Raw genomic sequence first — 15194 nt, 5'->3', positions numbered from 1 at the left:
TTCCTGTGACAAGCACAGGAATGAGGGAGGTTGTGGCGGGACTTACGCTCCTTCTCGTATTCTTGTTTGCGGTCTCTCCAGCCTTCGCCTTCAATCCGGACGAGGTGCTGAAAGACCCCGTGCAGGAACAGCGCGCCAGAAACCTGACCTCGCAGCTGCGCTGCATGGTCTGCCAGAATCAGTCGATCGACGACAGCAATGCCGAACTGGCGCGCGATCTGCGCGTTCTGGTGCGCGAACGGCTGGTTGAGGGCGACAGCGACAAGGCGGTCATCGATTACGTCGTGTCGCGCTATGGCGAGTTCGTGCTCCTGAAACCGCGCCTCAGCCTTCGCACCGTGCTGTTGTGGGGCGCGCCCATCGGCCTCACCCTTGCCGGGGTTTTTGCCGTCTTCATCTTTTCGCGCCGCCGGGCAACGCAGGAACGGCCGGAAAAACTGAGCGCGGACGAAGAAGAGCGAATTCGCAATCTCATTGAAAAATAACCGATTTCCATATCGGTCCCCGGTTCTTTTTCAACATTACGGATTTTTCATTCGTCAGACACTTCGCCGTAAGGTGTTGCCTCCTATATCTTCATCATCCACCGCTTCCATCCCGGTCAAACGGGCCCCAGTCTGAATGAAGAAAGAAGGTACACCATGTCTCAATCGCAAAACGGACGTTCCTCACTGAAGACGGCCTCGCTGAAGACGGCTCTGAAGGCCACGACCGTTGGCGGCCTTGCCGCGCTGATGCTCTCAACCGGCATTGCAGCACCGATCGTCCATTCCCTTGCCGCTCCGGTCGAGGTGACTGCGCCGCAGGTTCCGAGCTTCGCCAATGTGGTTGATGCCGTTTCGCCCGCGGTCGTCTCCGTTCGCGTACAGTCGAATGTGCAGCCCGCTTCCGATGATGCCAGCAACTTCTCCTTCAATTTCGGCGGACGTGGTCTCGACCAGCTGCCCGACGACCATCCGCTGAAGCGTTTCTTCAAGGAATTCGGCGGCGGCCAGAACCAGGATCGCTCCGACCGTGGCCCGAACCGCCACCGTGACGGCAAGGGTCCGCTGCGCCCGGTTGCTCAGGGCTCCGGCTTCTTCATCTCCGAAGACGGTTATATCGTCACCAACAACCATGTGGTCGACGACGGTTCCGCCTATACGATCGTCATGAACGACGGCACGGAACTCGAAGCCAAGCTCGTCGGTCGCGACCCGCGCACCGATCTGGCGCTCCTGAAGGTCGATGTGAACCGCAAGTTCACCTATGTGCAGTTTGCCGATGACAGCAAGATCCGCGTCGGTGACTGGGTCGTTGCCGTCGGCAACCCGTTCGGCCTCGGCGGCACGGTCACCTCGGGCATCATTTCCGCCCGTGGTCGCGATATCGGCTCCGGGCCCTATGACGACTACCTGCAGATCGACGCGGCCGTGAACCGTGGCAACTCCGGTGGTCCCGCTTTCAATCTCAACGGCGAAGTGGTCGGCATCAACACCGCCATCTTCTCGCCCTCCGGCGGCAATGTCGGTATCGCCTTCGCTATTCCGGCATCCGTCGCCAAGGACGTGATTGCCGACCTGCAGAAGGACGGCAAGGTCGAACGCGGCTGGCTCGGCGTGCAGATCCAGCCTGTCAGCAAGGATATCGCCGAATCGCTCGGCCTTTCCGAAGCCAGCGGTGCGCTCGTCGTGTCGCCGCAGTCCGGTTCGCCGGGCGACAAGGCAGGCATCAAGCAGGGTGACATCATCACCGCCGTCAATGGCGAGCCGGTCAAGGATGCCCGCGACCTGTCGCGCCGCATCGGCGGCATGGCGCCCAACGCCAAGGTTGAAATCTCGCTCTGGCGCGGCGGCAAGTCGCAGTCGGTCACGGTGACGCTTGGTGATCTCGCAAGCGACGACGCTTCCAAGGCGACGCCGACCCAGAACGACGACAAGGGCAGCCAGTCTTCCAGCGAGAAGGTCCTGTCCAGCCTCGGCCTGACGGTTTCGCCCGCCGATGACGGCAACGGCCTTGCCATCACCGATGTCGATCCCGACAGCGACGCCGCTGCCCGTGGCCTGAAGACGGGTGAGAAGATCACCTCCGTCAACAACCAGCAGGTCGCTTCCGCCGCCGATATCGAGAAAATCCTCGAACAGGCCAAGAAGGACGGTCGCTCCAAGGCGCTGTTCCAGATCCAGACGGACGACGGCAGCCGCTTCATCGCTCTGGATATCGACCAGGGTTGATAATTAGAATGACGATGCCGGTTCTTTTGGGAGCCGGCGTCGTATCCCGCTCTTGAGATGGGGCGGTTGAGTATGGCAGGGCGTTGCGGCCCGTTTCTTCTCCCCGCCGGGGAGAAGATGCCCCGAAGGGGCAGATGAGGGGCAACCCCTCGGTCTATCGCTAACGTCGCCCCCTCATCCCGCTGCCGCGGACTTCTCCCCGGCGGGGAGAAGAAACAAGCGGCACCCGCCTGATCCATAGGCGATTGTTCCGCCTTGAAGCGCGATAGTGCTCAAGGCCATGTCTTCGGAGGAAATCTCATGGAAAACAAGGTTCAGGAAATGTCTGTCGCATCTCTTTCCGGTTGTGTGGAAAAGGGCGAGGGCGCTATTGTCCCGCACATGAAGATTCTTGTGATTGAAGACGACCTCGAGGCTGCGGCCTATATGACCAAGGCGTTCCGCGAAGCCGGGATTGTCGCCGATCACGCCAGCGACGGCGAGAGCGGCCTGTTCATGGGCTGCGAGAATGCATACGATGTGATGGTGATCGACCGCATGTTGCCGCGCCGCGACGGGCTTTCCGTCATCAGCGAGCTGCGCCGCCGCGGCATCGAGACGCCGGTTCTGATCCTTTCCGCGCTGGGGCAGGTGGATGACCGCGTCACCGGCCTGCGTGCCGGCGGCGACGATTATCTGCCGAAGCCCTATGCCTTTTCCGAACTGCTCGCCCGCATCGAGGTGCTTGGCCGCCGCAAGGGCAAGCCCGAGCAGGACATGGTCTACCGCGTCGGCGATCTTGAGCTTGACCGGCTGTCGCATGATGTCCGCCGGGGCGGCAAGGAAATCCTGCTGCAGCCGCGTGAATTCCGCCTGCTGGAATATCTCATGAAGAATGCCGGCCAGGTGGTGACCCGCACCATGCTTCTGGAAAATGTTTGGGATTATCACTTCGACCCGCAGACCAATGTCATCGACGTGCATGTCTCCCGCCTGCGCTCGAAGATCGAGAAGGACTTCGAGAAGCCGCTGCTGAAGACCATTCGCGGCGCGGGTTACATGATGAAGGACGAGGGCTGATTGGCGAAAATGGCTCGCCTCAGAATAGTGTTCCGGTCGACAGCGGTGCGCCTTTCGGCGCTCTATATCCTGCTGTTTGCGCTCTGCGCCGCCTTCCTGGTCTTTTATGTCACCGCCCTTTCCGAACGGCTGCTCAACCAGCAGACGCGCGACGCGGTGCTGCAGGAAGTATCGGATGTGCAGCGCATCTATAATCGCGGCGGCATCAACCCACTTCTGCGGATGATGGAGCGCCGCGCCCGTCAGCCGGGAGCGAGCCTCTACGTGATTGCCGGGCCGAACGGCGAAATCCTTGCCGGCAACGTCGCCTCCGTGCAGCCCGGCGTCTTCGACAAGGAGGGCTGGACGGGCTTCCCCTTTCGTTATGAACGTTATTCCGAAAGCGGCGACAGCGTCCAGCATCTCGCCACCGCCAATGTCTTCATGCTGGATAACGGGTTGCGCATCCTGATCGGCCGCGACCTTGGCGAACCGACCAAGTTCCGGGCGCTGGTGCGCAACGCGCTGATGGTGGCGCTGGCCATCATGGGCGGCGGCGCGCTGCTCATCTGGTTCGGCATCGGCCGCAATGCGCTGAAACGTATCGACCGCATGTCGGCGGCGACCAAGAAGATCATGGCCGGCGACCTTTCGCAGCGCCTTCCGCAGGGCCGTTCCGGCGACGAATTCGACCGGCTTTCCGGCTCGCTCAACGCCATGCTCGGCCGCATCGAAAAGCTGAACGAGGGTTTGCGGCAGGTCTCCGATAATATCGCCCATGATCTCAAGACACCGCTGACGCGGCTGCGCAACAAGGCGGCCGCAGCACTTGACGACGATGACGAAACCAGACGGCGTGCCGCACTTGAGGGCATCATTGCCGAATCCGACCAGCTCATCCGCACCTTCAACGCGCTGTTGATGATTTCCCGCGTCGAGGCCGGCTCGATAGCGGCCGAAATGACCGATGTGGACATGTCGGCAATCGCCGCCGACAGCGCCGAGCTTTACGAGCCGGTGGCCGAGGATGCCGGGCTTGTGCTTGAGGCCGAAATCGAGCCTGGCCTGTCCGTAAAGGGCAATCGCGAACTGATTGGACAGGCGCTGTCAAACCTCATCGACAATGCCATGAAATATGCCTGTGAGGGCGAAGGTGACAAGAAACTCGTCGTCCGCCTTGTGACGGAACCGGAAGCCATCGTGCTTTCCGTTGCGGACCATGGCCCCGGCATCCCCGCCGATAAACGCGGCGAGGTGCTGAAACGCTTCGTGCGGCTGGACGAAAGCCGCTCCAAACCCGGCACGGGGCTTGGCCTGTCTCTGGTGGAGGCCGTGATGGAACTGCATGGCGGATCGCTCGTGCTTTCAGACACGGACGCCTCGAATGCGGCCTGCCCGGGATTGACCGTTTCGATGGTGTTTCCCCTTCCCAAGCCGTAGACTGTGCCGTCTGGCGAGATTATCGCAGGCGAGATCGCTTCGTGATCGACAAAAGGACCTGCGACGGATGGCAAGCACATCTCCCTCGACCGGCGACCGACACCACCCGATCATTCTGTTCGATGCCGAATGCGTGCTGTGCTCCGTGAATGCGCAATTCGTGCTGCGGCATGACAAGGCCGGATATTTCCGGCTGGCATCCATGCAGGGAGACGTCGGTGCGGAAATCTACCGGCGCCATGGCATGGACCCGAAGGATCCGGTCAGCCTGCTTGTCGTGGAAGGCGAAAGGGTGCGGCAGGACAGCGACGCGGTTTTGAGCATTTACGAGGCGCTGGGCATGCCGTGGCGGCTGCTTGCCGTCCTGCGCATCATTCCCGCATTTTTGCGCGATCCCGTTTATCGTTATGCCGCACGCAATCGCTACCGTTGGTTCGGAAAGCGTGAAGAATGCTGGGTGGCGTCATCGGACTACAGGGACAGGATCCTTTAACCCGGCCATCCGCCCAAGGCGTGCGGTAATCTCCGTGCAGGGAAAGATGCGCGGCTGGCTTGGCAGTGGCCGCGCACCCTCTCTCTGGGCGGGTGCCCCGGCTCAGAACGTGTAGGCTACACCCACCATCGCGAATGGCTGAATATCCTTTTTCGACAATGGGCTGTCCTTGGCGTCGCCCAGCAGGAAGCCGACGCCACCGGTGCCGGTGATCGACCAGTTCTCGGTCATAAGGTAAGTGAGGGAGGCGCTGGCGTCGATGCGCTTGAAGCCCGATTTGGCGTCATAGCGGCGCAGGCCGGAACGGGCGGATTGGGCCGAGGTGACGCCGAAATAGGATTTCATGTGCTTGTCGTCCGCCCACGTGGCGGAAAGGTCTGCGCCGAGGATGAACTGGTCGACTTTGTGCGAAACGCTTGCACCGACGGTTGCGGTCAGGCCTTCGCTGCCGCTGATTGTCTTGTCCACCTTGGCATAGACCTCGAAGGGGTCGAAGCCATAGGCGATAACGCCGCCGACCACGCCGCCCGCCTTGATGTCGCCCATTCCGCGAAGATTTTTCTTGTCGTCCTTTTCCTTGCGCCCGGCTTCCCAGCCGCCCTTGACGCCCAGTCTGAAGCCGTTGCTGTTCAGCAGGTTGACGGTGACGCCGCTGAAATCGATGCTCAGCGTATCGCCATACTCAACGGAAACCAGCGGAACCGCACCCGCTTCCAGCTTGTCCGAGCCCTCATATTTGGGAGCATAGGCAGCACCCACGCCGAGCGTGATCTTCCACTCGCTGGAACTGCTGTAGCGGGCATTGTCGAAATTGCCCTGCGGATCGGCGAACCTGTCGGATTTGCCGATATCGGCAGCGAAGACGGGCGTAGAGACGGCCTGCGCCAGGGGCAGCGTGCCCAGGCACAAGGCCATGGCACGCAGGTTCTTTTGCCATTTCACTGTAAAAATCTGTTTCATGATCATATCCGTTGCAGCATCAAGCCTTGCAAAACCTGGGAGTCGGGTTTCGTTGAGGAGGACGCTACGCGGGCACAATTGCGGAGACATTACGCGAGATCGCCGGCCACGACTGAAATGGCGCTTGCGAATATCGGGACCTGGAAAAGATCGGCAAAAACGGTTTTCCTGATCGCAAAGCGCCCCGCATTTGTTACAACGCGGGGTGTATGCGCCCGAAAGCTTCGACAATCGCGGCGGCAAGACGATTTTGCGGGGAGTGATCCTTCCTGAAAGTCAGGCAGCGTCGAAGCGCAGGACGCCCGGGAGAGGGAGAGAGACAGTGACGAAACGGGAAGCCGCTGAAAGGCGGCTGAGCGAGGTTCTGCCGGGCGTTATCCGCCCCTATACGCAGACGGAACTGAAATCCGTTCTCTCGACGCTCAAGGATATCGCCAAGGGCGAACCGGCGGTGGCCGCGCTGCTCGCCGCCGAAAGCCCGCTGAAGGACTTCATCGCTGCAGCTTTCACGCTCTCGCCCTATCTGCGCGACATGGCGGCGGCCGATGAGGGGCTGCTGACGCTTGCGATTTCGAAGCCGCTGGAGCCGCTGCTGGCCGATCTCGTCCGTGAAGCGCGCGATTGCTGGAAACCCGGGGAAGAGGGCGGCGTGCCCGTCGAAAACGAAGTGATGTCGCGGCTGAGGGTCGCCAAGCGGCGGCTTTCCTTCGTCGCAGCGCTTGCCGATCTGGCCCGCATCTTCACCGCCCGCGATACGACGCGCTGGCTGAGCGACATGGCGGATGCATCGCTCTCCGCCGCCATCGATCACCTGCTGCTTTCAGCCCATGAGAGCGGCAAGCTCAAACTGAAGAACCCTGCCGCGCCGAGCGAAGGTTCCGGCCTGATCGTGCTCGGCATGGGCAAGCTCGGCGCGCGCGAACTCAACTATTCCTCCGATATCGACGCCGTCGTGTTCTTCGAGCCTTCAGCGGGCATCATGGACGATCCCTATGATGCGACGGAGAATTTCGGACGCATGATGCGCCGTCTCGTGCGCATCATGCAGGAGCGCACGGCCGATGGTTACGTTTTCCGCACCGATCTGCGGCTGCGGCCCGACCCCGGCTCGACGCCACTCGCCATTCCCGTGGAGGCGGCGCTGCTTTATTACGAGGGCAGGGGCCAGAACTGGGAACGCGCCGCCTATATCAAGGCGCGGCCGGTGGCGGGCGACATCAAGGCGGGCGAAAACTTCCTGCGTGAGCTGACACCCTTCATCTTCCGCAAATATCTCGACTATGCGGCAATTGCGGATATTCACTCCATCAAGCGGCAGATCCACGCCCATAAAGGCCATGGCGCCATTGCGGTGAAGGGCCACAACGTCAAGCTCGGGCGCGGTGGCATTCGCGAGATCGAGTTCTTCGCGCAGACCCAGCAGCTGATTGCCGGCGGGCGTATGCCGGCGCTTCGGGTGCGCGCAACGCAGGAGGCGCTTGCAGCGCTGACCGAGGCGAAATGGATCGATGCCGAAACGCGTGACAGCCTGACGGACGCCTATTGGTTCCTGCGCGAGGTGGAGCACCGCATCCAGATGGTGCGCGACGAACAGACCCATGTGCTGCCGGACACCGAAGCCGAATTGAAGCGCATCGCCTTCATGCTTGGTTTCGAGGACACCAAGGCCTTTTCGGAAAAGCTGGAAGAGGTGCTGCGGCTGGTGGAGCGCCGTTATTCGGCCCTGTTCGAACAGGAAACGAAGCTCTCCGGTGAGGCCGGCAATCTGGTCTTCACCGGCCAGAAAGATGACCCCGATACGTTAAAGACGCTGTCAGCGCTCGGTTTCGGACGACCGGAGGATATTTCCCGCGTCATCCGCACCTGGCACAATGGCCGTTACCGGGCGACGCAATCGGTCGAGGCGCGCGAACGGCTGACGGAGCTGACGCCGGATCTGCTGAGGGCCTTCGGCGAAAGCAAGCGGGCGGACGAGGCGCTGCTGCGTTTCGATAATTTCCTCTCCGGCCTGCCGGCCGGCATCCAGCTCTTCTCGTTGCTCGGCAACAATCAGGCGCTGCTGTCGCTTCTGGTGATGATCATGTCTTCGGCCCCGCGTCTTGCGGAAATCATCGCCGCCCGCCCGCATGTCTTCGACGGCATGCTGGACCCGGCATTGATGAGCGACGTGCCGACGCGCGATTATCTCGCCCACCGCATGGGCAATTTCCTCTCCAATGCCCGCCACTACGAGGATATTCTCGACCGGCTGCGCATCTTTGCCGCCGAACAGCGGTTCCTGATCGGCGTCCGGCTGCTGACCGGCGCGATCCGTGGCGAAGTGGCCGCCCGCGCCTTCACCCATCTTGCCGATCTGGTGATCGAGGCGGCGCTCAATGCCGTTCTGGGGGAGATGGAAGCGGCGCATGGGCTCTACCCCGGCGGGCGGGTGGCTGTCATGGGCATGGGCAAGCTCGGCTCCTTTGAACTGACCGCCGGTTCGGATGTCGATCTTATCCTGCTTTATGATTACGACGATGCCGCTCATGAATCCACCGGCGCAAAACCGCTCGATGTGGTGCGTTATTTCACCCGCGTCACGCAAAGGCTGATTGCGGCGCTTTCCGCGCCAACGGCGGAGGGCGTGCTTTACGAGGTGGACATGCGGCTTCGCCCCTCCGGCAACAAGGGCCCGGTGGCGACGCGCATTTCCGCCTTCGAAAAATACCAGCGCGAGGAAGCCTGGACCTGGGAACATATGGCGCTTTCCCGCGCCCGCCTCGTCTGCGGCGATGCTTCGCTGATGGAAGATGCGCGCCGCATCATTGCCTCGATACTGTCCCGCAAGCGCGATGTGGCAAAGGTCTCCACGGACGTGCTGGAAATGAGAACTCTCATCGAGCAGGAAAAGCCGCCGGAAAACATCTGGGACTTCAAACTCATCAATGGCGGGCTGGTCGATCTGGAATTCATCGCCCAATATCTGGCGCTGGTCGGCCCGGTAAAGGGCCTCGCCCGCACGAGCCCGGCCGCAACACGGCCGAAGCGCTGCAGGCGCTCGCCGCGCCGGTGATGGAACCGCAATCCTTCGACGACTGCATGGCGGCAATGGGGCTTTACACCGAGATTTCGCAGATCGTGCGGCTCTGCATCGACGGCGCCTTCAATCCGAAGGAAGCGCCGGCCGGTCTTATTGATCTGGTTTGCCGGGCTGGGGATTGCCCTGATATCTCGACTTTGGAGGGCGAGGTGAAACGGCTGGCGAAGACGGTGCGGAAGGCGTTTGTGGTGACAGTGAAGAATGGTACTTGATGGTGGATGTGATACCCCCTCTGCCCTGCCGGGCATCTCCCCCTCAAGGGGGAGATCGACCCGTGGCAACCGCTCGATCATCGCAAACGTTACGGATTTATCGGGGAGCAACCCTCTAGCTGATCTCCCCCTTGAGGGGAGATGCCCGGCAGGGCAGAGGGGGTATCACGCACTCGACCTTTACTTATTGCAAGCCAGCGAGCACGGCCCGACGTCCACTCAATGCACCGTCCCGCAATGCCCCGCCGCATGCGGAATGATGATCGTCACCACAGTTCCCCTGCCTTCGCAGGAGCGGATTTTCATCGTGCCGCCATGCAGCCTGACGAGTGAGCGGGAGATGGCGAGACCGAGGCCTGAGCCGCCTTGGCTTTTGGCATATTGGCTCTGCACCTGCTCGAAAGGCTGGCCGATCTTGTCGAGCGCCCCGGCGGGAATGCCGATGCCGGTATCGGCGATGGTGAGGATCATGGCGGCCTCGTGCACATGGGTGCGCAATGCGATCCGGCCACCGTCGCCGGTGAATTTCACGGCATTGGACAGGAGGTTGAGCATGATCTGCTTCATGGCGCGGCGGTCGCCCTGCATGGTCAGCCCGGCGCAGACCTTCTGCTGTACGGTGATGTTCTTCTGTTCCGCCTGAATGGCGGTGAGGCGCAGGGTTTCTTCGATGAGCGGCGCAAGGTCTATCGTCTCGCGATTGATGCGCATATGGCCGGCTTCGATCTTCGACATGTCGAGAATGTCGTTGATGACGTTCAAGAGGTGCTTGCCGCTATCGTGGATATCGCGGGCATATTCGGAATATTTCGGCGAACCGACCGGCCCGAACATCTCGTTCTGCAGGATTTCGGAAAAGCCGAGAATGGCGTTGAGCGGCGTGCGCAGCTCATGGCTCATATTGGCGAGGAATTCGGATTTTGCGCGGTTGGCGGCCTGGGCACGCTCTTTTTCCGCGAGATAATTGGCGTTGGCGGCGGAAAGCTCGGTTTTCTGCCGCTCCAGCTTGTGCTGCGAGGCGGAGAGATCGCCGATGGTCGCCATCAGTCGGCGTTCGGAATCGCGCAGGCGCTCCTGATGGCGCTTGAGCAGCGTGATGTCGGTGCCGACGGAGACGAGGCCGCCGTCGCGGGTGCGCCGCTCGTTGATCTGCAGCCAGCGATCGTCGGCAAGCTGCACTTCCGTCATGCGCGAAAGGCCTGATTGATCGGGGTCGGCAACGCGCCGCTCCACCACCGGGCGGGCGGCGGCCGCATGCACCGTGCTTTTTTCCGTGCCCGCCACCAGCACGCTGTCCGGCAGGCCGTATGCCTTCTGATAATGGGTGTTGCACATCACCAGACGGTCGTTCTTGTCCCACAGCACGAAGGCTTCCGAGGTGGATTCGATGGCGTCTGCAAGGCGCTGGTCGGCCTCGGCATAACGCTGTGCAAGACGATGCTGCTCGGTCACATCCATGGCGATGCCGATGACGCGCGGGCCGTTATTGGTGCGGATGACCTGGGCGCGGGCGCGCAGCCAGACATAATGGCCTTTGGCATGGCGCATGCGGAAGATCTGATCGATCTGGCGCAGGTTACCGCAGCCGACGGCGCGGGCAAGCTCATAGAGATTGCCGTCTTCGGAATGCATCATGCGGGCGGCATCGGAAAAGGAAAGCGGTGCGGCCTTCGGCGGCAACCCAAGAATTTCGTAAAGCGAACCGGACCAGAACATGCGCCGCGTGGAAAGATCGAAATCCCACAACCCGCAGCGGCCGCGTGAGAGCGCCGTCTCGACCCGCAGGTTGGATTCGGCAAAGATATCGTCGGCGTCACGGGCGCGCTTCACCTGCATGTAATAGGCATAAAGCACGACCAGCAGGATCGAGGATATGCCGGCAAACAACGTCACATTCATGGCGATTTCGCTGCGCCAGAAGGAGCGGATCGGCTGCAGCGAGCGCGCTGCAATCACCATCGCGCCATCGTCGCCGAAGGGGATCATCGTCGCATAATGCTGCTGGCCATCTATATTGGTCTCGATGGTGCCCGGCGCGCCCGGAAAGCGCTGCACGATGGCAATTTCCGGAAGCAGGGCGGGCAGCGACGTGCCGATATAAAGCATCGCTTCCTTGCCGGCGCCGGCGAAAATGCGGCCATTGCTGCCGGAGAGAAGCACCATGGTGCCATCGGCAAGGCTGCCCGACGGTAGAGCCGCAACGAGAGCAGCTTCTGCCTGGGCGCGCTCCTGCGAGGCGAAGACCGAACCGTTATTGAGAAGAGCCGCCTTGGCAGTCAGCGCCGTCAGCGCCGTGGAGTGGCGGGCGGCCTCTTCCATGCGGCCGTATTCGGCAGCGATGCCCAGCATGCGTGACGCAGCGACGACCACGAGGAAGGCGAGGATGAGAATGGGGATCAGGCGCTTCAGCAGGGTCTCGACCTGCAAGACCGGGCGGTCGGAGCCATTCATCAAACCCATCAGGTCGCTGGAGAGCTTTTCGCTCCAGGCCGCAAGATCAGAAAATTTGGCATACGGCCGCTCATCGCCCGCAGTCGCCCGCCGCACGTTCGTCATTGTCCCGCCTTTTAGATGTCCCCAGTGATTCGAAGCGCCGCCGCTCGAATATCTCTAATGAATCAAATGCGATTCGCCCTGTCCAGAGGCAAAAGTTAAAAGAATTTTAACCCCTTGAACCGACTCCGTATTTTTTCGGGACAGTGCAGGATGCAAGGACTTCCGATGTCGTTACACCCACATTTCCTCATTCCTGTGACAAGCACAGGAGTGAGGGTTGTAGAGCACTCCGGCAGTCCGTTGCTAACTGCCGGAAAAATGAGGGAAATCAGCCCTTCAGGATACGCCCGACAATGTCGCTCACATCCGTCGAAAGCCCCTTTGCGTCGGCGATCGTCGAAAGGGCGGCCCGGGCATGTTCGGCGCGGCTTGCCTCCAGTGACCGCCATGAGCGCATGGAGGTGAGGATGCGGGCGGCAAGCTGTGGATTGCGCTTGTCGATGGCGACGATCTGCTCCGCGAGGAACCGATAGGCAGCCCCGTCGGCGCGGTGGAAACCGGTGGGGTTGGAGAAGGCAAGCGTTCCCACCAGCGACCGGACCCGGTTCGGATTGGTGGCGATGAAATGTTTCGATTTCATCAGCGCCTTGATGCGCTCCAGCGCCCCGTCGCCGGGAATCGCGGCCTGCAGCGAGAACCACTTGTCGAGAACGAGCGCATTATCGGCAAAGCGCGTTTCGAAGGCGGCAAGCGCTTCTTTCGTCTCGGCGCTGTCAGGGAAACGCTGGGTCAGCACACTCAATGCGTGGGCAAGATCGGTCATGTTGGTGGCGTCGGCATAGGCCCTCGCCGCGCGGGCCGGTGTCTCCTCGGCAAAGGCGAGATAGGTGAGCGCGCCGTTGCGAAGCGAACGGCGTCCCGCACTTTCCGCATCCGGGCTGTAGGCCTCGCCGTTGACCGTGCCTTCGCCAAGCTGCCTGAAGGTTTCAAGCCCGGCCGTTGCAATCGCCTTTATCGTGGCGTTGCGCGCCTTGTGGATGGCTTCGGGATCGTTGTCACCGCCCAGTTCACGGGCAATGTCCGTCTCGCTCGGCAGCGCCAGCGCCTGCGCCCGGAACGCGGGCTCGAGCGCCGGATCGCCGACGATTTCGATGAGGGTGGAGATGAGTTCGGCATCCGTGCGCACCTCGCCACCATTCTGCACGGCCCTGGTGGCCGCAATGAGCGCCGGCAAAGCGAGATCGGTGAGCGCCTGGAAGCGGGCGAACATATCCGTCTCGTGCCGGGCGATCTGCACCAGATCGGCAGCACTCTGTTCGAAATGCAGATTGACCGGCGCGGAGAAGCTGCGGTTGATCGACAGCACCGGCCGTGAGGAAATGCCGGAGAAGGAGAATGTCTGGTTACGTTCGGTCAGATGCAGCACGCCGTTGCGGTATTCACCACCCTCGACGGCCTGCGGCTCGGCGATCTGGCCGTTGTCGAGGATCAGCGCCAGCGACAGCGGAATGTGACGCGGCTGTTTCACCGGCTGGCCGGGGGTAGGCGCGGTCGTCTGTTCCAGCGTCAGGCTGAAGGTGGCGGCGGCGGCATCGTAGCGGCATGAAACAGAGACGAGCGGCGTTCCCGCCTCGGTGTACCACAGCGAAAACTGCGAGAGGTCGCGACCGCTGGCATCGGCAAAACTCTTGACGAAGTCTTCCACTGTCGCGGCGTCACCGTCATGACGCTCGAAATAGAGGTCCATGCCCTTTTTGAAGTCGTCTTCTCCAAGGATCGTGGCGATCATGCGGGTGACTTCGGCGCCTTTTTCATAGACGGTCGTGGTGTAGAAATTGTTGATTTCACGATAGGTATCGGGGCGCGGCGGGTGTGCCAGCGGGCCGGAATCCTCCGGAAACTGCTCCGATTTCAGATGGCGCACATCGGCGATGCGCTTGACCGGGCGCGAACGCATGTCGGCGGAAAATTCCTGGTCGCGATAGACTGTCAGGCCTTCCTTCAGGCAGAGCTGGAACCAGTCGCGGCAGGTGATGCGGTTGCCGGTCCAGTTGTGGAAATATTCATGGGCGATGATGCGCTCGATATTGGCGTAGTCAGCATCGGAGGCGGTTTCCGGGTCGGCCAGCACGAATTTGTCGTTGAAGACGTTGAGACCCTTGTTCTCCATCGCGCCCATGTTGAAATCGGACACGGCGACGATCATGAAGATATCGAGGTCGTATTCGCGGCCGAAACGTTCCTCGTCCCATGTCATCGAGCGTTTCAGCGCATCCATGGCATAGGCCGCGCGCGGCTCCTTGCCGTGCTCGACATAAATCTTGAGCGCCACTTCACGGCCGGAGACGGTGGTGAACGTGTCTTCCACCACGCCGAGATCGCCGGCGACGAGCGCGAAGAGATAGCTGGGTTTCGGATGCGGATCGAACCAGGCCGCAAAGTGGCGGCCTTCATCGTAATTGCCGCCGCCGAGGAAATTGCCGTTCGACAGCAGCAGCGGATTGCCTTCTTTCGCGGCAATGATCGTCACCGTATAGGGTGCGAGAACATCAGGCCGGTCCGGGAAATAGGTGATGCGGCGGAAACCTTCCGCCTCGCATTGGGTGCAATAGACGCCATTGGTGCGGTAAAGCCCCATCAGCTGCGTATTGACCTGCGGATTGATGTAGTTGGTGACACAGATCTCGAAGGGAGACGCCGCCGGCAGATCGCGGATCGTCAGGCTGTCAGGCGTCGCGTCATATTGGCTGGCAGGAACATCCACCTGATCGAGCAGCAAGCCCGAAAGCGTCAACTCGTCGCCATCGAGAACGAGCGGCGCTGCCACGTCTACGCCCTCTCGGCGATGAAAGATCAGACGGGCTTCGACCTTGGTATTCTTGGGGTCGAGTTCGAAGGTGAGATCCACCCGCTCCAGAACGAAATCGGTGGGGCGGTAATCTGCCAGGTGAACGATCTGGCCCGTGTCTGTTCGCATGACTGTTCCTGAATAACTTTGTCGTTGTCCTCCGGGCATCATGTCGTCATCAGGCCCGGATGTAAAATAGGTGCAGTATTCGTCACGTTCATGTGCGAGTCGGGGGACGTTCTGTCCCGCCATGGAAGGCTTTTCCAGCCCCGCAGACGATCCTCCCGCTGCCGGACCTGCGGACCATGCCAGCAAATGTTGAACGATTGCTGAAATTGTATTTTATTTTCTTCAAATTTTAGCGGGCGTCTGTTTTTGCCGGCTATACTTTGCAATACCCCGACACTTCTCCCTC

8 protein-coding genes and 1 pseudogene are annotated in these 15194 nt (G+C 61.2%); 6 read left to right on the top strand and 3 right to left on the bottom strand.

What is annotated here, in order from left to right; genetic code table 11:
- Positions 1-20: 20 nt before the first annotated feature.
- From G3A56_RS05930 to G3A56_RS05910, 5 genes are all read left to right on the top strand, one after another.
- Entirely contained in the window at positions 21-485 is a 465-nt protein-coding gene (locus G3A56_RS05930) for a cytochrome c-type biogenesis protein (protein WP_164056209.1), read from the top strand.
- 156 nt (positions 486-641) lie between these two features.
- Entirely contained in the window at positions 642-2213 is a 1572-nt protein-coding gene (locus G3A56_RS05925; protein WP_082183984.1) for a Do family serine endopeptidase, read from the top strand.
- A 300-nt stretch (positions 2214-2513) separates the two neighbouring features.
- Positions 2514-3272, top strand: coding sequence for a response regulator transcription factor (locus tag G3A56_RS05920; RefSeq protein ID WP_003497047.1), 759 nt, complete (start codon positions 2514-2516; stop codon positions 3270-3272).
- Between the two features lie 9 nt (positions 3273-3281).
- Positions 3282-4691, top strand: a complete 1410-nt coding sequence (locus G3A56_RS05915; RefSeq protein ID WP_082183985.1) for a sensor histidine kinase — start codon at positions 3282-3284, stop codon at positions 4689-4691.
- A gap of 67 nt (positions 4692-4758) precedes the next feature.
- On the top strand, positions 4759-5184 hold the full coding sequence (locus G3A56_RS05910; RefSeq protein ID WP_082183986.1) for a thiol-disulfide oxidoreductase DCC family protein: 426 nt from the start codon (positions 4759-4761) through the stop codon (positions 5182-5184).
- Positions 5185-5286: 102 nt separating this feature from the next.
- Here the strand turns inward: G3A56_RS05910 and G3A56_RS05905 are convergent, their stop codons facing one another.
- On the bottom strand, positions 5287-6150 hold the full coding sequence (locus tag G3A56_RS05905; protein ID WP_164056208.1) for a MipA/OmpV family protein: 864 nt from the start codon (positions 6148-6150) through the stop codon (positions 5287-5289).
- Positions 6151-6466: 316 nt separating this feature from the next.
- On the opposite strand from G3A56_RS05905, the pseudogene G3A56_RS05900 reads away from it, so the two are divergent.
- A pseudogene (locus G3A56_RS05900) lies at positions 6467-9435 on the top strand (bifunctional [glutamine synthetase] adenylyltransferase/[glutamine synthetase]-adenylyl-L-tyrosine phosphorylase).
- Between the two features lie 219 nt (positions 9436-9654).
- Here G3A56_RS05900 and G3A56_RS05895 read toward each other — a convergent pair.
- Both G3A56_RS05895 and pepN read right to left on the bottom strand, forming a co-directional pair.
- On the bottom strand, positions 9655-11991 hold the full coding sequence (locus G3A56_RS05895) for a PAS domain-containing sensor histidine kinase (RefSeq protein WP_082183988.1): 2337 nt from the start codon (positions 11989-11991) through the stop codon (positions 9655-9657).
- 268 nt (positions 11992-12259) lie between these two features.
- Complete coding sequence (pepN, locus tag G3A56_RS05890; RefSeq protein ID WP_082183989.1) at positions 12260-14908, bottom strand: aminopeptidase N; 2649 nt, start codon at positions 14906-14908, stop codon at positions 12260-12262.
- Positions 14909-15194: the final 286 nt, after the last annotated feature.

Source organism: Rhizobium oryzihabitans (assembly GCF_010669145.1).
Lineage (GTDB): Bacteria > Pseudomonadota > Alphaproteobacteria > Rhizobiales > Rhizobiaceae > Agrobacterium > Agrobacterium oryzihabitans.
Note: the sequence above shows the minus strand (reverse complement) of the source record. Positions and strands in the feature narration are given on the sequence as shown.

Coding starts and splice junctions, on each gene's coding strand:
- G3A56_RS05930 (WP_164056209.1), top strand. CDS start 21: ATGAGGGAGGTTGTGGCGGGACTTACGCTCCTTCTCGTATTCTTGTTT.
- G3A56_RS05925 (WP_082183984.1), top strand. CDS start 642: ATGTCTCAATCGCAAAACGGACGTTCCTCACTGAAGACGGCCTCGCTG.
- G3A56_RS05920 (WP_003497047.1), top strand. CDS start 2,514: ATGGAAAACAAGGTTCAGGAAATGTCTGTCGCATCTCTTTCCGGTTGT.
- G3A56_RS05915 (WP_082183985.1), top strand. CDS start 3,282: ATGGCTCGCCTCAGAATAGTGTTCCGGTCGACAGCGGTGCGCCTTTCG.
- G3A56_RS05910 (WP_082183986.1), top strand. CDS start 4,759: ATGGCAAGCACATCTCCCTCGACCGGCGACCGACACCACCCGATCATT.
- G3A56_RS05905 (WP_164056208.1), bottom strand. CDS start 6,150: ATGATCATGAAACAGATTTTTACAGTGAAATGGCAAAAGAACCTGCGT.
- G3A56_RS05895 (WP_082183988.1), bottom strand. CDS start 11,991: ATGACGAACGTGCGGCGGGCGACTGCGGGCGATGAGCGGCCGTATGCC.
- pepN (WP_082183989.1), bottom strand. CDS start 14,908: ATGCGAACAGACACGGGCCAGATCGTTCACCTGGCAGATTACCGCCCC.